General features: G+C 57.3%; 27 protein-coding genes and 1 pseudogene. 19 read left to right on the forward strand and 9 right to left on the reverse strand.

Translation table 11 applies throughout. From position 1 onward, the window contains the following. The 3 genes from AB4072_RS16810 to AB4072_RS16820 all read left to right on the forward strand — a co-directional run. On the forward strand, positions 1–255 hold a 255-nt coding region (locus AB4072_RS16810), incomplete at its 5' end, for a chemotaxis protein CheW (RefSeq protein WP_441969832.1). 50 nt (positions 256–305) lie between these two features. Continuing rightward, the gene (locus AB4072_RS16815) at positions 306–689 is read left to right on the forward strand and encodes a response regulator (protein ID WP_441969834.1); all 384 of its coding nucleotides are present in this window, start codon (positions 306–308) and stop codon (positions 687–689) included. A gap of 23 nt (positions 690–712) precedes the next feature. Continuing rightward, positions 713–1,414 (forward strand): protein phosphatase CheZ, encoded by a 702-nt coding sequence (locus tag AB4072_RS16820; protein ID WP_441969836.1) that lies wholly within the window; start codon positions 713–715, stop codon positions 1,412–1,414. 121 nt (positions 1,415–1,535) lie between these two features. Here the strand turns inward: AB4072_RS16820 and AB4072_RS16825 are convergent, their stop codons facing one another. The 7 genes from AB4072_RS16825 to motA are packed head-to-tail and all read right to left on the reverse strand — an operon-like array spanning position 1,536 to position 6,681. Then, positions 1,536–1,994: a hypothetical protein gene (locus tag AB4072_RS16825; RefSeq protein WP_441969838.1), complete on the reverse strand. Its 459-nt coding sequence runs from the start codon at positions 1,992–1,994 to the stop codon at positions 1,536–1,538. Next, positions 1,991–3,055, reverse strand: coding sequence for a flagellar biosynthesis protein FlhB (gene flhB, locus AB4072_RS16830; RefSeq protein ID WP_441969839.1), 1,065 nt, complete (start codon positions 3,053–3,055; stop codon positions 1,991–1,993). Before flhB ends, AB4072_RS16825 begins: the two co-directional genes overlap by 4 nt. Before the next feature lie 14 nt (positions 3,056–3,069). After that, entirely contained in the window at positions 3,070–4,104 is a 1,035-nt protein-coding gene (locus tag AB4072_RS16835) for a flagellar motor switch protein FliG (RefSeq protein ID WP_441969841.1), read from the reverse strand. A gap of 15 nt (positions 4,105–4,119) precedes the next feature. Beyond that, positions 4,120–4,515: a flagellar motor switch protein FliN gene (fliN, locus tag AB4072_RS16840; protein WP_441969843.1), complete on the reverse strand. Its 396-nt coding sequence runs from the start codon at positions 4,513–4,515 to the stop codon at positions 4,120–4,122. Between the two features lie 51 nt (positions 4,516–4,566). Further along, positions 4,567–4,878 carry a hypothetical protein gene (locus AB4072_RS16845; protein WP_441969844.1) on the reverse strand — a complete coding sequence of 104 codons (312 nt, stop codon included), beginning with the start codon at positions 4,876–4,878 and terminating at the stop codon, positions 4,567–4,569. Continuing rightward, complete coding sequence (locus AB4072_RS16850) at positions 4,859–5,788, reverse strand: flagellar motor switch protein FliM (protein ID WP_441969846.1); 930 nt, start codon at positions 5,786–5,788, stop codon at positions 4,859–4,861. Before AB4072_RS16850 ends, AB4072_RS16845 begins: the two co-directional genes overlap by 20 nt. A gap of 2 nt (positions 5,789–5,790) precedes the next feature. Beyond that, positions 5,791–6,681 carry a flagellar motor stator protein MotA gene (gene motA, locus AB4072_RS16855; RefSeq protein ID WP_441969848.1) on the reverse strand — a complete coding sequence of 297 codons (891 nt, stop codon included), beginning with the start codon at positions 6,679–6,681 and terminating at the stop codon, positions 5,791–5,793. Positions 6,682–6,809: 128 nt separating this feature from the next. On the opposite strand from motA, the gene AB4072_RS16860 reads away from it, so the two are divergent. The 16 genes from AB4072_RS16860 to AB4072_RS16935 all read left to right on the forward strand — a co-directional run bounded on the left by AB4072_RS16860 (position 6,810) and on the right by AB4072_RS16935 (position 19,725). Then, positions 6,810–7,583: a DUF1217 domain-containing protein gene (locus AB4072_RS16860; protein ID WP_441969850.1), complete on the forward strand. Its 774-nt coding sequence runs from the start codon at positions 6,810–6,812 to the stop codon at positions 7,581–7,583. Between the two features lies 1 nt (position 7,584). Further along, positions 7,585–8,310: a flagellar basal-body rod protein FlgF gene (flgF, locus tag AB4072_RS16865; RefSeq protein WP_441969852.1), complete on the forward strand. Its 726-nt coding sequence runs from the start codon at positions 7,585–7,587 to the stop codon at positions 8,308–8,310. A 25-nt stretch (positions 8,311–8,335) separates the two neighbouring features. After that, positions 8,336–9,658 carry a flagellar protein export ATPase FliI gene (gene fliI / locus AB4072_RS16870; RefSeq protein WP_441969854.1) on the forward strand — a complete coding sequence of 441 codons (1,323 nt, stop codon included), beginning with the start codon at positions 8,336–8,338 and terminating at the stop codon, positions 9,656–9,658. 83 nt (positions 9,659–9,741) lie between these two features. Further along, positions 9,742–10,914: a flagellar hook protein FlgE gene (locus tag AB4072_RS16875; protein WP_441969855.1), complete on the forward strand. Its 1,173-nt coding sequence runs from the start codon at positions 9,742–9,744 to the stop codon at positions 10,912–10,914. Between the two features lie 35 nt (positions 10,915–10,949). Continuing rightward, a complete protein-coding gene (flgK, locus tag AB4072_RS16880; protein WP_441969857.1) occupies positions 10,950–12,419 on the forward strand; it encodes a flagellar hook-associated protein FlgK in 1,470 nt (489 codons plus the stop codon). A gap of 4 nt (positions 12,420–12,423) precedes the next feature. Further along, the gene (locus AB4072_RS16885) at positions 12,424–13,473 is read left to right on the forward strand and encodes a flagellar hook-associated family protein (RefSeq protein ID WP_441969859.1); all 1,050 of its coding nucleotides are present in this window, start codon (positions 12,424–12,426) and stop codon (positions 13,471–13,473) included. A 27-nt stretch (positions 13,474–13,500) separates the two neighbouring features. Then, entirely contained in the window at positions 13,501–13,848 is a 348-nt protein-coding gene (gene flaF / locus AB4072_RS16890) for a flagellar biosynthesis regulator FlaF (protein ID WP_441969880.1), read from the forward strand. Continuing rightward, positions 13,845–14,267: a flagellar biosynthesis repressor FlbT gene (flbT, locus tag AB4072_RS16895; RefSeq protein ID WP_441969861.1), complete on the forward strand. Its 423-nt coding sequence runs from the start codon at positions 13,845–13,847 to the stop codon at positions 14,265–14,267. The genes flaF and flbT overlap by 4 nt, the downstream gene beginning before the upstream one ends. 19 nt (positions 14,268–14,286) lie before the next feature. Next, positions 14,287–14,697, forward strand: a complete 411-nt coding sequence (gene flgD / locus AB4072_RS16900) for a flagellar hook assembly protein FlgD (RefSeq protein WP_441969863.1) — start codon at positions 14,287–14,289, stop codon at positions 14,695–14,697. A 2-nt stretch (positions 14,698–14,699) separates the two neighbouring features. After that, on the forward strand, positions 14,700–14,966 hold the full coding sequence (fliQ, locus tag AB4072_RS16905; protein ID WP_441969865.1) for a flagellar biosynthesis protein FliQ: 267 nt from the start codon (positions 14,700–14,702) through the stop codon (positions 14,964–14,966). Between the two features lie 114 nt (positions 14,967–15,080). Next, positions 15,081–17,168 carry a flagellar biosynthesis protein FlhA gene (flhA, locus tag AB4072_RS16910; RefSeq protein WP_441969867.1) on the forward strand — a complete coding sequence of 696 codons (2,088 nt, stop codon included), beginning with the start codon at positions 15,081–15,083 and terminating at the stop codon, positions 17,166–17,168. A 5-nt stretch (positions 17,169–17,173) separates the two neighbouring features. Further along, on the forward strand, positions 17,174–17,917 hold the full coding sequence (fliR, locus tag AB4072_RS16915; protein WP_441969869.1) for a flagellar biosynthesis protein FliR: 744 nt from the start codon (positions 17,174–17,176) through the stop codon (positions 17,915–17,917). A gap of 6 nt (positions 17,918–17,923) precedes the next feature. Continuing rightward, positions 17,924–18,322 carry a hypothetical protein gene (locus AB4072_RS16920; protein WP_441969871.1) on the forward strand — a complete coding sequence of 133 codons (399 nt, stop codon included), beginning with the start codon at positions 17,924–17,926 and terminating at the stop codon, positions 18,320–18,322. A gap of 49 nt (positions 18,323–18,371) precedes the next feature. After that, positions 18,372–18,860, forward strand: a complete 489-nt coding sequence (locus AB4072_RS16925) for a rod-binding protein (protein ID WP_441969873.1) — start codon at positions 18,372–18,374, stop codon at positions 18,858–18,860. A 74-nt stretch (positions 18,861–18,934) separates the two neighbouring features. Beyond that, the gene (locus AB4072_RS16930) at positions 18,935–19,279 is read left to right on the forward strand and encodes a flagellar protein FlgN (protein WP_441969875.1); all 345 of its coding nucleotides are present in this window, start codon (positions 18,935–18,937) and stop codon (positions 19,277–19,279) included. After that, complete coding sequence (locus AB4072_RS16935; RefSeq protein ID WP_441969877.1) at positions 19,276–19,725, forward strand: hypothetical protein; 450 nt, start codon at positions 19,276–19,278, stop codon at positions 19,723–19,725. The genes AB4072_RS16930 and AB4072_RS16935 overlap by 4 nt, the downstream gene beginning before the upstream one ends. A 14-nt stretch (positions 19,726–19,739) precedes the next feature. Here AB4072_RS16935 and AB4072_RS16940 read toward each other — a convergent pair whose 3' ends face one another. Then, positions 19,740–22,508, reverse strand: coding sequence for a heparinase II/III domain-containing protein (locus AB4072_RS16940; RefSeq protein ID WP_441969878.1), 2,769 nt, complete (start codon positions 22,506–22,508; stop codon positions 19,740–19,742). A gap of 242 nt (positions 22,509–22,750) precedes the next feature. Then, a pseudogene (locus tag AB4072_RS16945) lies at positions 22,751–22,874 on the reverse strand (DNA-binding response regulator); the annotation flags it as partial.

Below are 22,874 nucleotides of genomic sequence, written 5' to 3' on the forward strand. Positions count from 1 at the left end.
CTTGCCGATCTCGACACGGGCGGTCGTCGCATGGCGGTCGGCCTCGAACATCGCGGCGAAGCCTTCGGGCTTCTGGTCGATGAAGTCGGTGAGGTGCTCAAGCTCGATCCCGATGCTCTCCAACCAAACCCCGTCCACATGGATCCCGGTTGGGCCGCCCTTTCAAAGGGCGTGCATCAGCTCCACGGAAAACTCCTCATCCTCCTCGACGTCGACGCCGTCCTCGCTTTCGAAGCCGACCGAAAGGCGGCATAGCGCCGGATGCAGTTACTCAATCTCTATCATTCTGAAATGGTGCAAGCACAATGAGCCTCGACTTCTCCATCCCCGTTCTCGTCGTCGACGACTACCAGACGATGGTTCGGATTCTTCGCAATCTCTTGAAGCAAGTCGGATTCCAGGATGTCGACGACGCTTCCGACGGCGCAGCCGCGCTCGCAAAACTGCGAGAGAAAGAGTACGGCCTCGTTATCTCCGACTGGAACATGGAGCCCATGACAGGGTATGAACTCCTTCAACACGTGCGCGCCGACGAGAAGCTGCAAAATTTGCCATTCATCATGGTGACAGCAGAATCGAAGACCGAAAACGTCGTCGCCGCCAAGAAGGCGGGCGTGAACAATTATATCGTCAAGCCTTTCAACGCACAGACTCTGCAAGCGAAGATCTCCGCTGTCCTAGGGCAGTAGCCAAAAACGAGAGAGTCAGCGACATGAATACGCATAAAAGCTATCGTATCGAAGCCCGTGGAGCAGAAATACGGACCGATGTGGACGCCTCTCAAAGGCATGTCGAAATCATGGAAGCTTTCGCTTCCCTGCGCGAGTTGATGGAGCCGACCCACGAGGTTTCCTATTCGCTTCTCGAGGAACATCGCCGGGATCTGCAGGAAGCCCTGCGGTTCAAAGTCGAGTTGGATGCGATTTCAGAGGCCATTCAGCGCACGAAAACCGAGATCGCAACGCTGCACTATGCGGGTGCGCAAGGGCGCGAAATGGGCCGTGTGACCGATGAGCTTGGTGCGATTGTCGTCGGAACAGAAACCGCTACAAATGCTATCCTCGCCGCAGCCGAGAAGGTCGACGAGCTCGCCGGAAATCTGGCAGCACGCGTCGCTGGTGATGATCGCGAGATTGCACGTGAAATCGTTGATCAGGTTGTGGGCATCTTCGAGGCCTGTAATTTCCAGGACATCACCGGGCAGCGCATCAGCAAGGTCGTCAACGCGATGCGCTTCGTCGACGAACGCGTGAGACAGATGATTGAAATCTGGGGAGGGCTCGACAGCTTCAAGGAAATCAAGACACTTGAAGATCCAGAGCGCGTCGGTGATCGGGCGCTTCTCAACGGACCCGCTCTCAATGCGGATGATGGTTGTACGTCTCAGAACGACATCGATGCGCTCTTTGACTAAGATCGAAACGAGAGATGTCTACAGGCGGCCCTTTGCAGGTGGCTGCCTGCACTATTCATCCAGGGTGACACAAGCACACGGTCGTTTGCTGCCGATCTCACGCTCTTAACACGGGCTACCATTAAGGCGACGACAGCGACATGATTCTGGCATCGGAGAGTGCGCGCGCAAACATTTTCAGGTCGAGTGCGGCATCGCCGGACGGGTCATTCAATAAAATACGTTGTATAGAAACGTTGTTCCGGAAATTATTTAGTATTACCTTGAAGAAAACTGTCACTGATGGATGCACAAATTCCATATCGAGCACAATTGCCGGGGAATTGGCCCAATCAAAAATCGTCTCAGCTGTGTGGCTATAACAAATAGTTCCTTCTTTAAAGAAAAGTTCCGTAGAGGAATTTAGAATATCTTCTATGGTTCCGTGTTTTTCGCCTGTGACATAAGATAAGAAAATTCCGCAGTCGATCAAATAAAGTTCAGCTAGAACGTCTTTCAAGTTGTTTGAAAGAATTTTTTCATACGCTGACAATCCGCCGTCGCTTGGCCCTCCTTTCAATTTTTCTTCTCGCTCTGTCATTTTTTTCTCGTGAATACGAAGAAAAGAATTTGGGCCACAGCCCGATAGAAGTCCGATGGAATCATACGATCCACTTCGACACTATCATACATAGACCTTGCAAGAGCCTTGTCTTCTACAACGGGAATGCCATGGCGCTCCGCTGTTTCTCTAATTCGGAGTGCGACCAGATCCATTCCCTTGGCAAGGACGAGGGGAGCGACGGTTTCCTCGCGCTCATAGCGCAGAGCGATGGCATAGTGTGTTGGGTTCGCGATAACCACCGTTGCGCGCGGAACCGCAGCCAGCATTTTCTTTCGTGAACGATCCTGAGCCAGCGAGCGAAGGCGTGCTTTGACAAGAGGGTCACCTTCCATCTGCTTGAATTCATCTTTGACTTCCTGACGAGACATGCGCAGGTCGCGCTGCCAGCGCAGTCGCGACCAAATCAGATCTGCGGCAACGAGCACGATGGTTGCAATGCTGACGGCGGAAATAAGCCGGATCGCCATTGTCAGGATCATTTCCGGGACCAAACTCGGATCGCTGAACATGGCAGCCGCAACCTTGTACTGTTCTGAACGTAAGAGGAGGATGGAAACAATAGTAATCGTGAAAAACTTGAAAACAGATTTAAGAAACTCGATTTGTCCCTGCTGCCCGAAGATTCGCCCCCAACCACTGAAGGGAGAAATGCGAGACCATTGTGGCTTGATACGATCGTAAGCGACGCGAGGAATATTCTGAAGAATAGAGGATGCGAGGCCGCAGGCGGCTAAAATAGTGATGATCGGTGTCAGGAACCGACCGATTTCCAAAGCGAGGGCCTGAAAAAGAAGAGTCGCATCAGCTCCGCTTTGCAAAGAAAAGCTTCGCGGATGATCGATGAAAAGGGCGAGCTTCTCGGTCAGGGTAGAGACGCTCTGCGTGGCCACAAAAGAAAGGACGATCAGCATACCGATGATCGACGCAAAGATAGGGGCTTCCTTCGAGAAAGGGATATTCCCCTTCTCGATGGCGTCTCGAACCTTTTTGTCCGTTGCAGCTTCGGTCTTACTTTCCTTGTCGGTCTCCTCAGCCATAAGGCACCGGCGATCTAGCGAATGTAGGTATCACCTTCATTCTCCGAGTTTAGCTCGATCTCACCGCGCCCGGCCATTTCCAGGGCGAGGTCGGTAATTGCCCGGCGCGCCTCGAAGACATCGCGTTGGGAGGCCGGTTCCTTGCCGTTGAGCTCGTGTTCCACCATGCGTCGCACGCGGGATGCGAGTGAGCTTAGGATAATGCTTCGGAACGAATCGTCCGTTCCCTTGAGAGCAAGCACGACCCGATCGTTCGGGATCTGATCGAAAAGAGATGTGCGCGCGCGTGGCGCCAAATTTACGATATCGTCGAACGTGAAGAGAAGGCCTCTGAGAATTTCCGCCGATTTCGGACGAACGGTCGTGAGGCTCTGAAGAACCTCCTCCATGTGATCGCGCTCCATCTTATTGATGATGTCCGCCATCTTGGCATGAGTATCCGCACCCATATTGCGCGAGAAGTTGATCATGAAATCTTCGTGAATCGTTTTCTCGATATTGCGCATGGTTTCATCGACGATCGGCTTGAACGTCAACATGCGGCGCATCAACCCGTTGCGAAGTGGTTGCGGCAGATGTCCCATCACCTTCGCGGCACAAGCGGGCTTCACCTTGGAAAGAATGAGCGCCGCAGTTTGCGGGTGTTCCTTCACGAGATAGGCGGCAAGAACGCCCTCGGCGACATTCGAGATCCGGTCCCAGATTGAGCGGTTCGAGTTGCCGAGAACGTCGGTCATCAACTCCGCGATCTGTTCCGGAGGAAGAACGCCGCTCAGGAGCTTCTCGACTTCGCTCGCTGTTCCAAGCAAGCTCGCGCCGTTTGAGAATTGAGCCGCGAATTCTTCGATCAGAGCTTCCAGCTGATCCGACGACACGGATCCGAGTTCTGCCGCGGAGCGCGTGATCGACCGGATTTCGTCCGGTCCGAAGCGCTTCAGCAAACGACTTGCTGCGGGCTTGCCCATGGCCAGGAGAAGCGCGGCGACCTTGTCCACGCCTTGCATGGGCTTAGCGCCGGGAGTCGTCTTGACAGGCGTGGACGCCACCATTGGGAAGGCCTCGCCTTAGCCGTTGAACTCGGAACTCGGAGGGCCGACGATTTCCGTGAGGGAGACGCCGAAACGGGAGTTATCGTCTTCGACGACAACCACCTCGCCGCGCGCGATCACGCGCCCATTGACCACCACATCGACAGGCTCACCAACGCGATGATCCAGGGGCACAATCGCGCCGCGCCCGAGTTTCATGAGGTTTGCCACCGGCATTGTTGCTGAACCCAACACAACCTGGATCAGAACCGGGATACGCAAAATGGAGTCGAGATTGCGGGCGCCGCCGAGCCGGTCATCGATGGTTTCTTGAGCGCTACTGTCACTCGCTTTTGAGAACAGTGCCTCATTGTGCCATGTGGGCTGCTCTTTCATTTGGTCTTCCTGACCGCTCTTGGGTTTCTCTGTCATCGGAGATCACTCCTTGTCGTCTCTTTATTGAAGAAAACTCGGGTGCGCGCGTCAGCGACGCAAACTCCGGTCATGATCGGTATCGACACGAAAGGACTTCATGCCGGAATCCAGTTGCGACACGAGTGTTCTCGCCTCATCAATCCGGATTGCGAGTTCGTCGAGCGTCCCTCGGCCATCGGCCGCGAATGTTCTGACGGCGTCGCCCGCGGATCCGAGCGCCGCGACGCTTTGCTCGAACGCTCGTTTGTATTCGGCGTGAGATGCCTCGAAACGCTTGAACTTGCGGTGCATCACAAGAACGCAAAAACTCGTGATGACGAGTGCAAAAAACAGAATGGCGTTAGCGAGAGAAGACATCATCGATGAATTCCTGTTCCTGATCAATGAAGTCTTCTACACGCAGCACATACGATCCCTCAGCTTGTCCGACATGACACCAGAACAAAGCCTGCTCATTGCCTTCGAGCTTTACTCGACTGCGCGGGGTCGCTTGGAGTTCCAGAACCTGCCCGATTTTCAGATCGGCCAACTCTCCAAGCGTGAGATGGCGCTCTTCCAGGACGGCACGCAGAGTGACCTCGGTTCGCTTGACTTCGCTTGCGATCTGCTTCGTCCAGCGAGGGTCGCGAGCGGAAGAATCTCCGGAGAGCACCCGCGCCAGTGTCTGGCGCATTGGGTTGAGGACCGATTGCGGAATGATCACAAACATTTCGCCGCCGCGATTGAGCGCCTGTAGAAGGAACTTGGCGACGACGGATTGATTGTTGCGACGACCGATCACCGCGAAATCCATGCGGGTTTCAAGGCGCTCGAACTTGAAGGGCGTGTCGGCGACGAGGGCGAAGGAGGCCTGAAGAGCCTTGCCCATCTGATCGAATATGGCCTGAGCAATTCGAAGCTCGATGTTCGAGAATCCTCGCTCTTCATCGACTGGCGGCTCCGATCCGTCCGCTCCCAGAAGAACTTCGACCATCGTGAACATGAAGTCGCGGTCGAAGCCGACGAGGATCTGGCTGTCCCATTCAGAGGCGTTGAAAACACCGGCGATGGCGTTCGATTCATAACTTTCGAGAATGTCGCCGATGCGCCCGCTTTCGATATTGCTGAGCGAGTAATACATTGGGGACGCCGCGAGATGGCGAAGGTGATCGGCGCAATGGGTCGCCATGCGATCGAATATCACATGCAACATCGGCAAACGGTCGAGGGATAGACCGGCGGCGTCGAGGAGGCGATCGCGGATATCTGTGACGCTTTGAGGAGTGCTCATGATCAGGCCGCCTCTTTCTGAGCGACGTCGGCACCTTGCGATCCACCGGAGATCGTCGCGGCTTCGACCTCGTCGATCGTGGGGCGATCTGCGGACGAAATGGCCTTGCGGCCATGCTCGACGGCAATCTGCGGCAGAGCGCCGTTCATGAAGGCGATCAATGTTTGTTTGACGATGACATAGACCCGACACTGCTTCTCGCGGGTGGATTTGATTTTCTGTGCCAAAGGAGACAAGATCGCATAAGACATGAAGATGCCGGCGAAGGTTCCGACAAGCGCCGCGCCAATGAGACTTCCTAGTACTTGCGGTGACTGATCGAGCGCGCCCATCGCTTTCACGATACCGAGAACGGCGGCCACAATTCCGAGCGCGGGCAGAGCCTCGGCGACGGTTGTGAGCGTCGAGTAGGGCTTCAGCTTGTCCCGGCGATGCGTTGCGATTTCTTCTTCCATCAACGCTTCGATTTCATGCGGACGAGCATTTCCGATGATGATCAGGCGGACATAGTCGCAGATAAAGAGAGTGAGATCGCGATCCTTGAGAATTCCGGGGAAGTTGTTGAAGATATCGGAATCTTGAGGAGCGTCGATATGGCCTTCGACCTCGTTGCGCGGCTTGGTGCGCAGTTCACGCATGAGTGCGTAGAGAAGGCCCAGCAGAGAGAGGTATTCGCCTCTTTTCGGAACCGAGCCCTTCAAGGCTTCGGCCGAAGCGCGACCGGTATCGATCACGATCGGTATCGGGTTGGCGACGATGTAGGTGCCGACGGCGATACCGCCGATGATCACGAATTCCCAGGGTTGCCAAATGACGGCGAGATGTCCACCCATGGCGACAAACCCGCCGAAGAGGGAGCCGATAGCAACAACCAAGCCGATGATAACGCCCAACGAACCAACCTCACGGTGTTCTGCACTCGGCATGACCCTTAAGGAGCGAGGCTTGCGCGAAGCTGGAAGAGGTGGGGACAGTTTCAGGCAAGCTAGGAAGCCTAACACTGAGGGAACAGGGTGGCTTCATGCTGACGACATTCACGAGCTACAAACTTATCACCAAGGACTTGCAGAAGTCTCTGGCGCGGACGGCGTCAGATCCGATCGTTGCGCGCGATACGAAGTATTATCGCGAGAACATCGGTAAAGTGAAATCGATCGATGGCTTTCTGGGGGACCAGCGCCTCTATTCCTATGCGATGAAGGCTTATGGTCTTGAAGACATGACCTATGCCAAGGCTTTCATGCGCAAGGTTCTCACGGAAGGGATCGACGACAAGACGAGTTTCGCGAACCGTCTCTCGGACGAACGCTACACGGCGCTTGCAGGGGCGTTCAACTTCAAGCGCTATGGTGAGTTGACGACATCGCTCGAAGGCGCGCAGCAGGAGACCGTCGACAATTATATGCGGCAATCCCTTGAGTTGACCGCCGGCGAAGAGGATCAGGGCGTGCGCTTGGCGCTCTATTTTCAGCGCAAGGCGGCAGATATTTCAGGGCCGTTCGATATTCTCGCCGATCCTGCGCTCCTCCAGGTCGTGCAAACGACTCTCGGCCTTCCGCAAGGAGGCAATGTCGATGCGCAGGCCGCCATGATCAAACATCGGATCGACATCGAGAGTCTGAAGGACCCCAAGGAAGTCGAGCGCTTCCTGCAACGTTTCGCGACGATGTGGGAAGCTGAGAACAACGTCTCATCGGCGCCGGTGATGACACTCTTCAACAGCGCCGATTCCAGTAGCGGATTGGATGTCGATCTTCTCATGAGCCTGCAACGCATCAAGTTTGGAGGTGTCTGACATGCAGTCTGCGCTCTACGTCGCCCTCTCTGCGCAAGTCGCCCTCGAACGTCGCCTGAATACGGTGGCAAACAACGTCGCGAATGTGGCTACAGCGGGCTTTCGCGCCGACGAAGTGAAATTCGCCACGGTTCTTTCGAAGGTCGGAACCGACGCAGTCGCTTACGCGTCGCCCGGTGAAACATTCATCTCCCGCCGTGCCGGGTCGATCAACAAGACCGACAATCCCCTCGATGTCGCCATTCAAGGCGACGCCTGGTTGGCCATGAGCACACCCGACGGCAATGTCTATACGAGAGACGGCCGCATGCAGATGATAGAAACCGGCGAGTTGCGGACCGTGGACGGGCACCCCGTCCTCGATGCCGGCGGCACGCCGATCCTCCTCGACCCTCAAGGACCGAGCCCTACCATCGGGCGGGATGGTTCAATCATGCAAGGCAATAATCAGTTGGGGTCGCTTGGTGTCTTTCGGATCGCCAATGACAGCCGCCTGACCCGGTATGGCAATTCGGGCGTAATCTCCAGCACGCAACCGCAATTGGTGCAGGACTTCACATCGATCGGTGTTCAGCAGGGTTATTCCGAGGGCGCCAACGTTAATCCGGTTCTCGAAATGACAAAGATGATCACGATTTCGCGGACTTTCGAGAGCGCTGCCTCGACCATCGCGGAAACCGAATCGTCCCTGTTGAGCGCTATACGCGCCCTGGGCCCGAGCGCGTAAATCGGCGCGCAGGCGGGAGAGCCCCATGAATACGCTCGAACGGCTCGAGGCTGCTCTGGTGACGGGCCTTCAATCCTTGCCCAAGGTGCGCATCGGCGGCGTGATCCGCGAGGTGACGCCGAGTTATTATCGCGTCAGTGGCTTGTCACAGTTCGTCAAGTTGGGAGACCGTATCGGTTTCGACGCCGAGGGGCGTTCGAAGGTAGGCGAAGTCGTTCGCGTTGATGACGGGGGCGTCATCGTCAAGCCGTTTGATGGACGCATCGATGCGGGAGTAGGGACGCGGGCCTACCGCATGGGTGGCATGAGGTTGAGCCCGCATCCCGGTTGGAAGGGCAGGGTCGTCAACGCTCTTGGTGAACCCATCGACGATCTCGGCGTTCTCATGCCGGGATCGCGGTCCATGCCGAGTGATGCGGAGCCGCCACCTGCCATGACACGGGCGCGCGTGCGCAAGCCGCTCAAGACGGGCGTGCGCGCCATCGATCTTTTCACTCCCATCTGCGCGGGCCAACGGATAGGCATCTTCGCCGGTTCCGGCGTCGGCAAATCGACACTGCTTTCCATGGTCTCGCGATGCGAGGGTTTCGATACCATCGTCGTTGCTCTCGTGGGAGAGCGCGGGCGCGAAGTCCGGGAGTTTCTCGAAGGGGCGATAGAGCCCAATCGCGCCCGCTCGGTCATGGTCGTTTCGACCGGTGACGAAAGCCCAATGATGCGCCGGCAGGCACCGAAAACGGCGCTCAGTATCGCCGAGTATTTTCGCGATCTGGGCGAGTCCGTTCTTCTCATCGTCGATTCCGTGACACGGTTCGCGCATGCTGCGCGCGATGTCGCACTCGCAGCGGGTGAGCCCGCAGTAGCACGTGGTTATACGCCCAGTGTCTTCAGCGACTTGCCGCGCCTGCTTGAGCGGGCTGGGCCGGGGGGCGATGGCCAAGGGTCCATCACCGGCATCTTCTCTGTCCTGATCGATGGTGACGATCATAATGATCCGGTGGCGGACAATATTCGCGGCACGCTCGACGGACATATCGTTCTCGACCGCGCGATTGCCGACCAGGGACGCTATCCTGCCATCAATGTTCTCGGCTCGATCTCGCGTCTTGCCGACAATGTCTGGACGCCCGAGCAACGTGAACTCGTGCGAAAGCTTCGGACATTGATCGCGCGCTTTGAGGACACGCGCGATTTGCGATTGATGGGGGGCTACCATCCAGGCAACGACCCCGAACTGGACCAGGCTGTGCTGGTCGTTCCGAAAATCTATGAGGCTTTACGGCAGGATCCGACGATGCCGGTGAGCATAGATGCCTTTGTCGAACTTGCGCAATCGATGCGGCTTTAGGATCGCGATCCCCTCGAAGCCAGCTTCGCGCAAGCCAATGCTCGTCTACTCAAACAAAGACCCTTACACATCGGAGCCCCAGCATGAGTCTCTATGGCGTCCTTCGCACCGGCGTCTCTGGCATGAACGCCCAGTCAAACAAGCTGGGAACCGTGGCGGAGAACATCCAGAACGCGAGCACCAGCGGCTACAAGCGAGCCTCGACCGAATTCTCGTCGCTGATTCTGTCTTCGGGAAAAGGCGCGTACAATTCCGGCGCTGTCACGACGACGGTGCGCTATGCCATTGGTGATCAGGGGCCGATTTCATACACGACATCGGGAAGCGACCTCGCCATTTCCGGAAATGGCTTCTTTGTCGTTTCCGATAAGACCGGTACGCCATATCTCACCCGCGCGGGCAATTTCGTTGTCGACGGTCCCACGGGAAATCTCGTCAATTCTGCCGGTTTCCAACTCATGGGTTACAGCCTCGCAGGTGGGCAGCCGAATGTGGCGCTCAACAGCCTCAACGGGCTCGTGCCGATTAACCTGTCGTCGATGGCCATGCAGGCGCGGCCGACAACGACAGGCAGTGTCACCGGAAACTTGCCGTATAACGAGCCTATCGTGGCATTGCCCGCGATATCCAAAAAGTCGTCGCTTGTCACATATGACAATGTGGGCAACCCAGTGACGCTCGACGTCAACATGACGAAGACAGGAGCCAACACCTGGAATGTCACGATCCCAGGTGGGGGAACGACGACGCTCACTTTCGACGCCATGGGGCAGCTCACGAGTGGCGGAACGATCGCATTCACCATTGCGAATGGCCAACCGTTCACGCTTGATTTGACGAAGATGACTCAGCTCGCCGGTGAGTACGCGGTCACGGGTTCGGCAAACGGCAACGCGCCGACAGCTGTCAAAGGCGCCGAGTTCGGTTCTGACGGAACAGTCTACGCCGTCTACGAGGATGGCACGCGCATCGCTTCCTACAAAATGCCTCTCGCGAACGTCCCAAGCCCGGACAACCTCACGCCGCGTGCGGGTAACGTCTACGAGGCCAGCATTACATCCGGGGGTATTCAGGTCGGATTCCCAGAGCAAGGCGGTCTTGGGACCATCTCCGTCGGGGCGCTCGAACAATCGAACGTCGATATCGGCACCGAACTGACCGCGATGATCGAAGCGCAGACCGGATACACCGCGAACTCCAAGGTCTTTCAGACAGGTTCTGAACTTCTGGATGTGCTCATGAGTCTCAAGCGCTGAACGGAATCGATCGATGATGGCTGGAGCATAGCATTATGGGTTTGTCTCTCGCGCTCAACACGGCGCGTTCGTCGCTCCTCGCGTCCTCGGCGCAGATGGCCGTCGTTTCGCGCAACACGGCCGGTGCGACGGATCCCGCTTATTCCCGCAAGATCGCGTCACTCGTTACCGGCGGCGGCTCGGCACGCGTGGTCGTCAGCCGCGCGACCGATACGGCGCTCTTCTACAAGATGCTTGCCACGACATCCGGCGCTGCCGGCCAGCAGGCGATGCTGGCGGGGTTGGACAAGCTCAAACAAACCGTTGGCGATACGGCGCTGAACACGTCTCCCGCAGCGCGCATCGGTGCTCTGAACGCCGCTCTCCAGCACTATTCCAAGGAGCCCGACAATCTCATCCTCGCGCAAGCTGCCGTCTCAAGGGCAAAGGAGCTTGCAACCAGCCTCAATGAGGCGACGGCGACGATCCAGAAAACGCGCGCGGAAGCCGATGCGGGCATCGCGGATTCTGTTGCCAAGATCAACGATCTTCTGAGCCAGTTCCAGGTGGTCAACCAAACGGTCGTCAAGGGCACGGCCTCCGGCATCGACGTCAGTGACGCGCTCGACACCCGGGACCACATCCTCGCCCAACTCTCCGAGGAGATGGGTATCACGGCCGTTACGCGTGAAAACAACGATGTGGCGATCTATACCGATAGCGGCGTCACTCTGTTCGAGAAACTCCCGCGTACCGTCACATTCAACGCGACCAGCACTTACAGCGCAAACACTGTCGGATCGGCGGTCTATATCGATGGCGTCCAGGTGACTGGGCCGGGTGCTCCGATGCCGCTTCGTGAGGGGCGGATCGTCGGTTTGGCGGCGTTACGCGACGATGTGGCGGTGTCCTATCAGGGCCAACTGGATGAGATTGCGCGCGGGCTGATTGAGACCTTCGCCGAGAAGGACCAGTCGGCTGTACCGACGTTGCCCGATGCGACCGGTCTCTTCGCTTATGCAGGAGGGCCGGGCCTGCCCGCTGGCCCTGCTCTGAAAGGACTTGCCGGATCAATCAACGTCAATGCGCTCGTGGATCCGGCCCAAGGCGGTACGCTCGAGTTGCTGCGCGATGGCGGCATCAACGGCGCGGCTTATGATTACAATCCGGGGGCCGTGGGCACCAACGCAGCATTCTCCGACAGGCTTTACGAGCTTGCGGATCAATTGGCGGCGGATCGCGCTTTCGACCCGTCGCTCGGTCTTGGTGCAACGGCGAGCCTGACGGGGTTTGCCGCATCCTCGGCGAGTTGGCTCGAGGCCGGCCGAAAGACCGCGTCGAACGAGCTCGATTACCGGACCACGCTCCTCGGGCACGCCTCAGAGGCTCTGTCGAACGCGACCGGAGTGAACACGGATGACGAGACCGCCATGATGCTGCAACTCGAGAAGTCCTATGCCGCATCGGCGAAATTGCTGTCGGTCATCGACGAGATGCTGCGCACGCTCCTGAATGCGGTGGGATAAAATCATGAAGACGACTTTCATCTCCACGCTTAATCTGTGGAACTCCCCCCGCAGCACGGTCAACAAGTTGCAAGGGGAACTTGCGAAGGCCAATCAGGAAATCACCACCGGACGCTTTGCCGATGTGGGTCTTCAGCTTGGGTCCCGGACCGGGCAGACCATCACGCTCCGCCAGGAAAGCGCGGAGATCGACGCGTTGATCGATAGCAATGGAACGGTTGGTTTGCGCCTCGGAACGACCAAAGGCGCGATGGACAATATCCGGACATCCGCCGAAAATTTCCTGAATTCGTTGCTGTCGGTGCCTCCTCTCGAGCGCGGCGCCGAGACTGTGCAGGACTCCGCGAAGACCGAACTCAAGAAGTTGATGTCCGAGCTCAACAAGTCGAGCGGTGGGCAATATCTCTTTGGTGGGACGAATACCAAGCAACTGCCGATAAGCGACTATTATGCAACGCCGCCTTCTGCGGCGAAGCTTGCCGTCGATGCCGCCTTCATGGCCGAGTTCGGAATTTCTCAGACGGACCCGGCCGCGTCGAACATCACGGCTGCCCAGATGGACACATTCCTGAACAATGCCTTTCCGACGTTGTTCGACCCCGCGAACTGGTCGGCGACCTGGTCATCGGCATCAGGTCAGAATATCGAAAGCCGCATTTCCACCACGGAGCGGGTCGAGACCTCGACCAATGCCAACGAGGATGCCATGCGCAAACTCGCCATGGCCTACACCATGGCGGCGGATCTCGGTCTCTCTGGCATGAGGACGGAGACACAGCAGGTCATCGTCAACAAAGTCATGTCGATCCTGGGTTCGGCCAACAACGATCTGGTCGATATCCAAGCGGGGCTCGGTCTTTCCGAAAAAGCGTTGTCGGGCGCTAATGCGCGCATGGAGATCCAGAAGAACATCCTTCAAACCGGAATCAGCGGCCTCGAAGGAGTCGATCCGGGCGAGGCAAAGACCAGAGTCGATGCGCTCACCACTCAAATTCAGATGTCCTATTCGCTGACATCCCAACTTCGACAGCTCAGCCTTCTCAATTATCTCTAATGTTTCTAAAGAGAGCCAGGGTGCATGATGTACCGTCATTCTTACGCTGAAGTCCTCGAAGACGCATCCGACGGATGTCGGGAACGGGAAAGGATGGCGTTCGATCGCGCCATCGATCTCCTGAATGCAGCTAACATCCGCGGGGCGAATTCTCCGGAAAGCTCGGATGCGATTTCTTTCGTCCAGAGACTCTGGACCCTCCTCATCGAGGATCTCGTGAGCGCCGAGAACGGCCTGCCGGAGGCATTACGGGGGCAACTCGTCTCCATCGGCCTCTGGATCATGAAGGAAGCGGACATGATCCGCCGTGGCCAATCCTCCAACTACGGCACGCTCATCGCCCTCAACACTATGATCCGGGACGGCTTGCGATGAACAGATCCATGCATCTGTCTTTGCGCGCCGGCGAGCGCATCTTCATCAACGGCGCGGTTCTTCGCGTCGATCGAAAGGTGACGATAGAGCTCCTGAACGATGCCACTTTCCTGCTGGAGAACCACGTTCTGCAGGTCGAGCACGCCACAACACCTTTGCGGCAGCTCTATTTCGTCGCCCAGGCACTGCTGATTGATCCCGGCAGTACTGAGAAGGCACTCTCGATGTTCCGGGAATTGCACGTGGCAACCCGCGGTTCTTTCGAGCATGAGAATATCCTATCCGGCCTCACCAGCGTTTCCGAACTGGTCGAGGCGGGGCGGACCTTCGATGCACTCAAGATTCTTCGCAGCCTTTTTTCAACCGAGAACGATGTTCTCTCGGGTAACGCTCACGTAGCCCCGATACAGGCGGCCTGAAATTCAAGGAAACAGAGACATGGACGTCAGCAGCGTTGCAGCTCTCCCTACTTCCCAGCAGAAATCCTCCTCCTCTTCTTCGTCGGCGGCATCGGCCGCGACGCTGAACTACAACACCTTTCTCAAGCTTCTTCTCGAGCAGATGAAGAACCAGGATCCGACCGCGCCCATGAAATCGACGGATTACATGGCGCAGTTGGCAACCTTCTCGCAGGTCGAGCAAAGCATGATCTCGAACACCAAGCTCGATGCGATCCTTTCGTCGGCTGCACTTTCGCAGGCGGACAGTGTCATCGGGCGGACCGTAACATCGGCCGATGGCAAGCTATCGGGCCAGGTCGCATCTGTACGAGTCACGAATGAAGGTGCCGTGGCCAAATTCGTCGACGGGAAGGAGCTGCTGCTCGGTCCCGGAATCGTGATCAGCTGACGATGAACGAAGCTGACGCTCTAGAGCTGGTTCGCTCGGCGATCTGGACGATTATCATCGGTGCCGGCCCAGCGGTGGCCGCGGCCATGGTCGTCGGCATCGCCATTGCGCTGGTCCAGGCATTGACCCAGATCCAGGAAGTGACGCTCACCTTCATCCCGAAGATCATCGCCATCCTGCTCGTCACTCTCGTGACGGGATCGTTCATCGGCGCTCAGATCTACACGTTCACGGAAGAGGTCTACGGCCGCATCGTCACGGGTTTCTGACCTGGAGGACCAGTGCACGGTGGGTAAAAGCTGCTTTGAAGCGTCAAGTTAGCCTCGCGCAAGCTTTATGACGAATCCTAAGCCCTACAGAGGCGAAGATGGGTTCGAGCCGATATGGCGACAAGCGAAATTGCCGGGACGAATGTCGATGCCGGCAAAATGCGGGACATTGCCTTCGCGGGCGGTATCGTCTGCATTCTCGCCATTCTCTTCCTGCCTATCCCCGCCTTTCTCATCGACATCGGGTTAGCGCTTTCCATCGCCCTGTCGGTTCTGATCCTGATGGTCGCCCTCTGGATTCAGAAGCCGCTTGAATTTTCCGCGTTCCCGACAGTTCTGCTGATCGTAACCCTGCTGCGCCTGGCGCTCGGCATTGCCACGACGCGCCTCATTCTTGCCAATGGACATCACGGCGTCTCGGCGGCGGGCCATGTCATCAACGGCTTCTCGCAATTCGTCATGAGCGGGGATTTCGTGATTGGTCTGGTGGTGTTCATCATCCTGATCACTGTGAATTTCCTTGTCATCACCAAGGGTGCGACCCGTATCGCGGAAGTCGGCGCGCGCTTTACCCTGGATGCAATTCCCGGAAAGCAGATGGCGATCGATGCGGATTTGAATGCCGGATTGATCAATGACAAGGAGGCGCAGCATCGCCGGCGGGAGCTGGAGGAGGAGAGCGCGTTCTTCGGCTCCATGGACGGTGCTTCGAAATTCGTTCGTGGCGAGGCCGTCGCGAGCCTGATCACCATTGCCGTCAATATCTTTGGCGGTATTATCATTGGTGTCACGCGTCATGGTATGCCCCTTTCGAAGGCGGCGGACGTTTTTACGAAGCTCTCCGTCGGCGACGGTCTCGTCTCGCAGATCCCGGCCCTCGTGGTCTCCCTTGCCGCAGGCTTGCTCGTCTCCAAGGGTGGAACGCGTGGAACGGCGGAACAGGCGGTGCTGGGCCAGCTCGGCGCTTATCCGCGTGCTCTCTTCGTCGCGTCCGCGCTCATGTTCGTCTTTGCTCTGGTGCCTGGGCTTCCGTTGCTGCCCTTTACGATCTTGGGATTGCTTCTGGCCTTTGTCGCCTACACGATCCCCAGGCGGCTTGCCGAACAGCAAGCAACAGCCAAAGCCAAGGCCGCTGCCATCGAGGAGAAGGGCCGCATCGAAAGCAAGGATTCGGTCAAGGAATCCCTCAAGACGGCTGAGATCGAGCTTTGCCTCGGCAAACATCTTGCCGTGCAACTCCTGAGTTCGCACAGCGAGCTGGCGCATCGTGTCAGCAAGATGCGCCGCAAATTTGCACAGCAATACGGGTTCGTCGTTCCCGACATCAAGCTGACCGATAGCCTGACCATCCCGGCGAAGAGCTATCAGGTGAAAATCCACGGCACCGTCGTGGCAACGCAGGAAACCCGTCCCGGCGAACTTCTCGTCGTCATTGGCGATGGGCCGATGCCGGATGTGCCGGGCGATGAAATTCGCGAACCCGCTTTCGGCATGAAGGCGATGTGGATTTCAGACGCCTACGCGAGTGAGGTACGTCGTGAAGGCTTCGATCCTGTCGACAGCAACTCCGTCATGCTGACGCACCTCAGCGAAGTCATTCGCAATAATCTACCGCATCTTCTTTCATACAAGGATATGCGGGCTCTTTTGGATAGGCTTGACCCGGAATACAAGAAACTCATCGATGACATCTGTCCGTCACAGATTTCCTATTCCGGCCTGCAGGCCGTCCTGAAACTGCTTCTGGCGGAGCGGGTGTCGATCCGCAATCTTCATCTGATCCTCGAAGCCATTGCCGAGATCGCGCCGCATGCCCGGCGCTCCGAACAGGTTGTCGAGCATGTCCGCATGCGAATCTCGCAGCAGATCTGTGGAGATCTCGCCGATGGGGGAGTTCTCAACGTTCTGCGTCTTGGCAACCGTTGGGATCTCGCCATCCATCAGAGTCTCAAGCGGGATGCGAAGGGCGACGTGATCGAATTCGATATCGATCCGCGCCTCGTAGAGCAGTTCGGTACGGAGGCCGCCGAGGCGATCAAGCAGCGTATGAAGGAGGCTCATACTTTCGCCATCGTCACAGCGCCCGATGCGCGTCCCTATGTGCGAATGATCATCGAGCGACTCTTTCCGACGTTGCCGGTCCTGTCGCATCTTGAGATCGCCCGTGGCGTCGAGATCAAGTCGCTCGGGACGATTTCGTGACCGCAATGACGCCAGACACCTTTCTGGCGATCTTCCTGATTTTCTGCCGGATCGGCGGATGCTTGCTGATCATGCCCGGGTTCTCCAGCGCCCGCGTTCCTCCGCAGGTCCGGCTTTTCATCGCGTTCTCGGTGACGCTTGCGCTCTCTCCCCTTCTGCTCGACAAGTTTCAGGACCGCCTCAGCGACGATACTGGCCTCCTTTTCTCCTGGATCGTATCGGAAACGCTCACGGGCCTGACGATCGGGCTTTTAGGCCGGATTTTCTTCATGGCACTGCAAACGCTGTTGACGGCGGTTGCGATGGCCATTGGTTTCGGCAGCATTCCTGGAACGCCCATCGACGAGACTGATCCCATGCCCGCCATCAGTTCCATGATCATGATGGTGGCAACCGCGCTTCTGTTCATCTCGGATCTGCAATGGGAGCTCTTTCGCGGCCTGCTCGCATCCTATTCTCGAATGCCGCCCGGCCAAGGTTTTGGAGCCCAACTGGCGCTTGTCCAGATCACGGATCAGATCACCGAGGCCTTCCTGCTCTCCCTTCGCATCAGCTCGCCGTTCATTGTCTATTCGGTGGTCGTGAATCTGGCAGTGGGGCTTACCAACAAGCTCACGCCGCAAATCCCCGTCTATTTCCTGGCAACACCGTTTGTGCTGCTTGGCGGACTCCTGATGCTCTACTTCCTCTTCACTGAGTTCATGACGCTGTTCATGGCCGGGTTCATTCAGTGGCTGAGCCACGGGTAGGGTTCGATGGACAAGAGGCTTCGCAAGACGCAACGAATTTTGAAAGTCCAGGAGCAATTGCAGAAGATGGCCGAGTGGCGGCTCGCGAGCCTGAAACGTCAGGCCATCGAATTGCGCAATGCTCAGGAGGATCTGATTCAGACGCTCAATCACGACGACGCCTTGCACGGCCTTTTCGTGGAATCGACCGCGCGTCGCCTTCAGCAGTTAGCCGCCCAGGAGGGGCAGGTCGAGCAAGCGCAATCCGAACAGGGCAAAGTTGTCCTCGATCGTGCGATGCAGGTGAAGCGGACGGAACGAATTGTCGATACGCTCGCCCTGGAACATCGTCGGGCTGGCGAAAAGAAGGATGGTCTGGCGCTCCTCGATAGGCTGGCGACAAAGAGCGACGCAAGCCTCCCGTAAGCTAGGAATGATATTAACCAAAGTGACGTGAAGATCGCAAAGGGCGCTCATGGGGATCAATCCACCCTCAGATATCGTGCATGACGTTGCGCGGGCTGCCGATCCGATGCGCTATCGAGCCGCCGCCAACAGACTTTCCCAGATCGCGGGGGCCTCCAACGCGGGCGAGTTCGCCGATGCGTTCAAGGCGGCGGCGACAGCGCCCATCGGCCATATGCCATCCGATCCCTACGCCGCGCGCACCGTTATTCGTAATGACAGCACGCTGAACGGTGCCGGTAAATCGAAGGAAGCCTATCAGAAGTTCGAGGCCTTCATCCTGCAGACGTTCATCGAATCCATGATGCCGAAAGAGGCTGAGACGGTTTTTGGAAAAGGAACCGCCGGCAGCGTCTGGAAGTCCATGATGGCCGAACAGATCGGCACGCAGATCTCGAAAGCAGGCGGTATCGGAATCGCAAAGAAGATTTTCGCCGCTCACCCGCCTGCGAGCACTCCGGGAGCCGCGCCAGCCATTTCCGCAGACGAAGAACTCTAAGATTGGCGAGATCCGGATTTATGACAGGCTCAAACCGACATCACGGCTTGACGACGAAATCAAGGAGCATTCCTATGATGACTAACTCTCTCGAACGGCTCGAAGATACGATTGAAGCGGAGACTGCGGCGCTCATGACGCATGATTGGTCGGAGCAGCCTGAATTCAACCGCCGGAAGAGCCAGAGTCTTCTTGAGCTGAGCCGGCTGGTCCGTTCCCTCGACGTCGGTTCGCTCGACCGTGAGACGATTGTCCGTCTCAAGCGGCTGCGTTCCAAAATCGAGCTGAACCATTCCGTGCTCGAGATGAATCTTCGGGCGGTTCAGGAAGTCGCGGACATCGTTTCCGGCGCCATTCGAAGCGCTGAGTCGGACGGCACCTACTCGGCTGTGACTCGGCGTCAGGATGAGGTGCGATGACCCGGATTCTCGTCACGGGATTCTGGATCTGCGCCATTACCCTGATGTCGTCTTACGCCGCCGTTTATTGGGGTGTTGGAATCAAGAAGACCGAGAGCGAGCAATATCTGGAAGGGCTCGAATATAAGAAGATCCGGCCCATCAACGTGCCGATGATCGCCGATGGGGCCGTCCAGGGATATGTGATCGCCAACTTCGTCTTCACCGCCGATGCCAGGACGCTTCGAACGCTTTCCGTGCCGCCCGACGCTTTCGTCATCGACGAAGCGTTTCGCCAAATCTATTCCGATGACAAGTTGGATTTTCGCAAGCTCACAAAATACGACGTCTCGAACCTTTTGACGACTATTAAGGCTCGCGTGAATGAGCGCCTGGGCGCGGATATCGTCAGGGACATCCTGGTCGAAAGCTTCAACTTCGTGAACAAAAGCGACATTCGATCCTGAGCTATCCGAACGTCTTATACGGAAGACGAAAGAAGCTCTCTGAGCCTTTCGCCCTCGATGATTTCGGTCAATCTCTTGAGGCTGCTCTCATCCAACGCAAGCAGCGTTCCACCACAGAGGCTGCTTTGGCCCGAGAACGTGTAGCGAAGCGCGCTTGCCGGCTGCAGGCCGCCTGGGTGGCGAGAAAGGAAGCCTTGGACGGATGACGGTCTGTCATTCCGGCCATGGGCGATTTCAAAACCGGCGAAGCGACCACCCAGGACATAGGGAACAACGCGCATTTTCTTCTTGCCCCGAATACCCATTGCGGTTTGCGCACCAGTGATCACAACGGTTACATCCTGTTCAAAATGCAGAAGGCCATCTATCGAAAGCGATGGCTTTGCACTCGTGAAGTGATCTAAGACAGCGAGAGCATTCAAGTTGTCGATGCTTACAAAGATGCGACGATGAGTGTAGTCCGGGCCGTGGACATTGGTGACAATTTCAAAAACCTCGGCGCCTTCGAACGAGAAGCTCGATCGTAACCAAGCTACGCCTGACGACGGCTCTCGCCCGTCGGGGAACGCGACGTTGTGGGCGCGTGCCGAGATCAGATATTGGCGTGTTGTCCCGACTTCATTGTGGCTTGCTCCCCCACCGTCGACAATCCAACGGACTCCACCAGCCGCATAGACGAAGGAAGTGCAGTCGAAATGGCTGTGCGCCTGACGACCTGCTGATAGCGAAGCGCTTAAGTGACCCCAGGGTCGACCCTGCTCGAAATAGCGCGCGCCGACCATTCCGGCATGCGGAAAGACGATGGCTCTCGATCCTTCCGGGTAGGCGAGTTCCGACCGGATCGCATCGTCCGCAAGCCATTCGCGGGCGTAGGTGGAGAGCAAGCGGCGTATCCAGGGGGCGTGCTGATAACCATGAGGCGCATCTCCGAAGGCAGGCAGCATCCCGGTCGGATCGGTCAGCGCAATGAGCGCCCGTGCGCTGTCTTTGAGGCGCACAAGCAGATCATTTCGAAAGTCGGCCGCTTCCTGAATAGGCTTCAGGGTCGTGGTCAGAATCAACCCCAGCGAAAGCAATTCCAGCCGATAGTGCGGCGATGGCTCGGCGATAGCTCCATCGGGGCCGACGAGCTCGTTAAACCCTTCGCGGAGATGGTGCAGGGCGACGGTCTCCCAATAGCGAGACACCGGAAGGTGAGGCAGAGCCCGCGTCACGGCAAAGAGTGCTGCGGCAACGTGGATCTGATGAATCGATTGCGGGAACGTGTTCTGGCTGGCGATTTCCGACAGGGCGAAACCATGCCGGACGATTTCGCTCATGAGAGAGAGGAGCATTGCGCGGTCGCTCTTCTTGGCAACGACGCCCATAGCCAGAAGCTCGACAAAGGTTTCCGCTCTGCGCGCGAGCGCCAGCGGGTGAGCGCTCAGGCCGTCCTTCGGCGATCCCCACGGGTTTTCCTCAGACCATGACACTGCATGCTTCAGGGCGCGCGAAAGGGCGGACGGAGATTCGCGCGCCATATCGAGCAGCCAGTCGAGAGATTGGAATTCCAGCCGCCATGCCAGGGAGTGGAATGGATCCTCCGTCCAGACCGGATTCGGAGGCAACGGCCATTCTGGAAAAGGCCCGAGGCGGATGATTGAGGCTGCGAAGCGACGGCGTTCGCCGTGTTGCACAGCGCGCAACTTCTCTTGAATGACGAAGGAGACCTCTATCGGGCCTCGGTCGAGCAGCGCGCCGAGCCGATCGGGCTGCATCGAGGAACCCATGGGGAGAAAACCAAAGCGCTCGCCGAGGTCTCTGAGAAAACGTGTACCATCCGGGGACGCCTCATCGGAAATATTTTCGAGGAGAAGGCAATCCTCCAATGAAACATCCAGTGGGGTGACAAGCTCCAATCCGGCATCGATGCTCCAAGCCTGAAATCCAACCTCCACTGTGGCAGCATGAGGAGGAGGCAGGAGCTCGAGTGTGAAGCGGTTCGCCAGAAGGTTGGTCGGAATATTGACGAAAGCTCCGATTGCTGGCGTAGCGAGCGTCTCCGCGTAAGGCGGCGCGATCTCCTCGCCGTGAGCATCCCGGTATACGATGCGGGCCAGAGCGCCATCAGGATGAGGGCTTCGAGCGACGATCTGTCCACGAATGAAAAGGCGGTGTCCGGAAACGACGCCATAGTGGAATCGTTGTGGATCGACACTCAGGTTTCGCCAATTGCGAGGAACAAGGTTCGCTGCTTGCAGCTCCCCTTGCGAGGGAGAAAGCGTTTCCTTGGTCGGGGCGAAGCTGGCCGAACCGTTCTGGACGAATTGGCGCAGAGACGCTTGCTCGATCCGAAAAGGGTGCGAGTTGCGCCATGAGCGAATTGTAACGACAATGGTCTTGGCCGGAGAAGGGACAAGAAAGCTGACGCGCGCGCGGCCAGTGCCCGTCCACTCGCCCTGTCTGTCATGATAAGCAGGTCCGCCGATATAATCGCAATGATGATCGATCTGGGCGCGTGTCAGTCCGGGAACACGAGCAAAGTCGATGGCCGATCCGTCCTCCGCTTCGAAGGCGACGCCGACGGTGGCGAAATCCGGGACATTGCGGGCTTCTTCATCGGGATGCCAATTCAGTCTGAAACTGAAATCACACCACACGTCCGGAGTTACATCTCGGAATTTCAGGACGACACGCGACCAGCGGTTCTTCGTCGAGATGACATGCTGCCCGTCGACCGGTCCGGCAACCGCATCGCCCGCATGGTGCACCGAAACCGGCGTGATGTGTTTGACGCCTGGCATGGCGGCGGCATCGCTCCGAAATTACAAGAAACCGTCGCTTCAAAACGCGCAGATGATGAAACACTATTCGCGTCAAAGTGAGACGTATTGCACGAATCTCGCGCAACGGATCAATCTTCTTGATCACGACATCTCCGCGCAAGCAATCGAAACTAATGTTTTCTGGCGGTGTGGACCTGAGTGGGAGATCGCAAATGCGTCTTAGAATTTTGCGGTCTCCCTTTATTGATTTGGCTTTTGTTTCATCCGATGAATGTGTACCCGATGTATCGTTTTGCTTCGATGGGATCGTAACCGAGTTTGAAGCGGAGTTTTTTTCGGAGTTTGCTGACGTGTCCTTCGATGACGCTTTCTTCGACATCGTTG

It is taken from the genome of Microvirga sp. 2MCAF38 (genome assembly GCF_052115485.1).
Classification (GTDB): domain Bacteria; phylum Pseudomonadota; class Alphaproteobacteria; order Rhizobiales; family Beijerinckiaceae; genus Microvirga.

Excerpts from the sequence above, each read along its gene's own strand:
- AB4072_RS16815 (WP_441969834.1), top strand. The coding sequence starts at position 306 with ATGAGCCTCGACTTCTCCATCCCCGTTCTCGTCGTCGACGACTACCAG.
- AB4072_RS16820 (WP_441969836.1), top strand. The coding sequence starts at position 713 with ATGAATACGCATAAAAGCTATCGTATCGAAGCCCGTGGAGCAGAAATA.
- AB4072_RS16825 (WP_441969838.1), bottom strand. The coding sequence starts at position 1,994 with ATGACAGAGCGAGAAGAAAAATTGAAAGGAGGGCCAAGCGACGGCGGA.
- flhB (WP_441969839.1), bottom strand. The coding sequence starts at position 3,055 with ATGGCTGAGGAGACCGACAAGGAAAGTAAGACCGAAGCTGCAACGGAC.
- AB4072_RS16835 (WP_441969841.1), bottom strand. The coding sequence starts at position 4,104 with ATGGTGGCGTCCACGCCTGTCAAGACGACTCCCGGCGCTAAGCCCATG.
- fliN (WP_441969843.1), bottom strand. The coding sequence starts at position 4,515 with ATGACAGAGAAACCCAAGAGCGGTCAGGAAGACCAAATGAAAGAGCAG.
- AB4072_RS16845 (WP_441969844.1), bottom strand. The coding sequence starts at position 4,878 with ATGATGTCTTCTCTCGCTAACGCCATTCTGTTTTTTGCACTCGTCATC.
- AB4072_RS16850 (WP_441969846.1), bottom strand. The coding sequence starts at position 5,788 with ATGAGCACTCCTCAAAGCGTCACAGATATCCGCGATCGCCTCCTCGAC.
- AB4072_RS16860 (WP_441969850.1), top strand. The coding sequence starts at position 6,810 with ATGCTGACGACATTCACGAGCTACAAACTTATCACCAAGGACTTGCAG.
- flgF (WP_441969852.1), top strand. The coding sequence starts at position 7,585 with ATGCAGTCTGCGCTCTACGTCGCCCTCTCTGCGCAAGTCGCCCTCGAA.
- fliI (WP_441969854.1), top strand. The coding sequence starts at position 8,336 with ATGAATACGCTCGAACGGCTCGAGGCTGCTCTGGTGACGGGCCTTCAA.
- AB4072_RS16875 (WP_441969855.1), top strand. The coding sequence starts at position 9,742 with ATGAGTCTCTATGGCGTCCTTCGCACCGGCGTCTCTGGCATGAACGCC.
- flgK (WP_441969857.1), top strand. The coding sequence starts at position 10,950 with ATGGGTTTGTCTCTCGCGCTCAACACGGCGCGTTCGTCGCTCCTCGCG.
- AB4072_RS16885 (WP_441969859.1), top strand. The coding sequence starts at position 12,424 with ATGAAGACGACTTTCATCTCCACGCTTAATCTGTGGAACTCCCCCCGC.
- flaF (WP_441969880.1), top strand. The coding sequence starts at position 13,501 with ATGTACCGTCATTCTTACGCTGAAGTCCTCGAAGACGCATCCGACGGA.
- flbT (WP_441969861.1), top strand. The coding sequence starts at position 13,845 with ATGAACAGATCCATGCATCTGTCTTTGCGCGCCGGCGAGCGCATCTTC.
- flgD (WP_441969863.1), top strand. The coding sequence starts at position 14,287 with ATGGACGTCAGCAGCGTTGCAGCTCTCCCTACTTCCCAGCAGAAATCC.
- fliQ (WP_441969865.1), top strand. The coding sequence starts at position 14,700 with ATGAACGAAGCTGACGCTCTAGAGCTGGTTCGCTCGGCGATCTGGACG.
- flhA (WP_441969867.1), top strand. The coding sequence starts at position 15,081 with ATGGCGACAAGCGAAATTGCCGGGACGAATGTCGATGCCGGCAAAATG.
- fliR (WP_441969869.1), top strand. The coding sequence starts at position 17,174 with ATGACGCCAGACACCTTTCTGGCGATCTTCCTGATTTTCTGCCGGATC.
- AB4072_RS16920 (WP_441969871.1), top strand. The coding sequence starts at position 17,924 with ATGGACAAGAGGCTTCGCAAGACGCAACGAATTTTGAAAGTCCAGGAG.
- AB4072_RS16925 (WP_441969873.1), top strand. The coding sequence starts at position 18,372 with ATGGGGATCAATCCACCCTCAGATATCGTGCATGACGTTGCGCGGGCT.
- AB4072_RS16930 (WP_441969875.1), top strand. The coding sequence starts at position 18,935 with ATGATGACTAACTCTCTCGAACGGCTCGAAGATACGATTGAAGCGGAG.
- AB4072_RS16935 (WP_441969877.1), top strand. The coding sequence starts at position 19,276 with ATGACCCGGATTCTCGTCACGGGATTCTGGATCTGCGCCATTACCCTG.
- AB4072_RS16940 (WP_441969878.1), bottom strand. The coding sequence starts at position 22,508 with ATGCCAGGCGTCAAACACATCACGCCGGTTTCGGTGCACCATGCGGGC.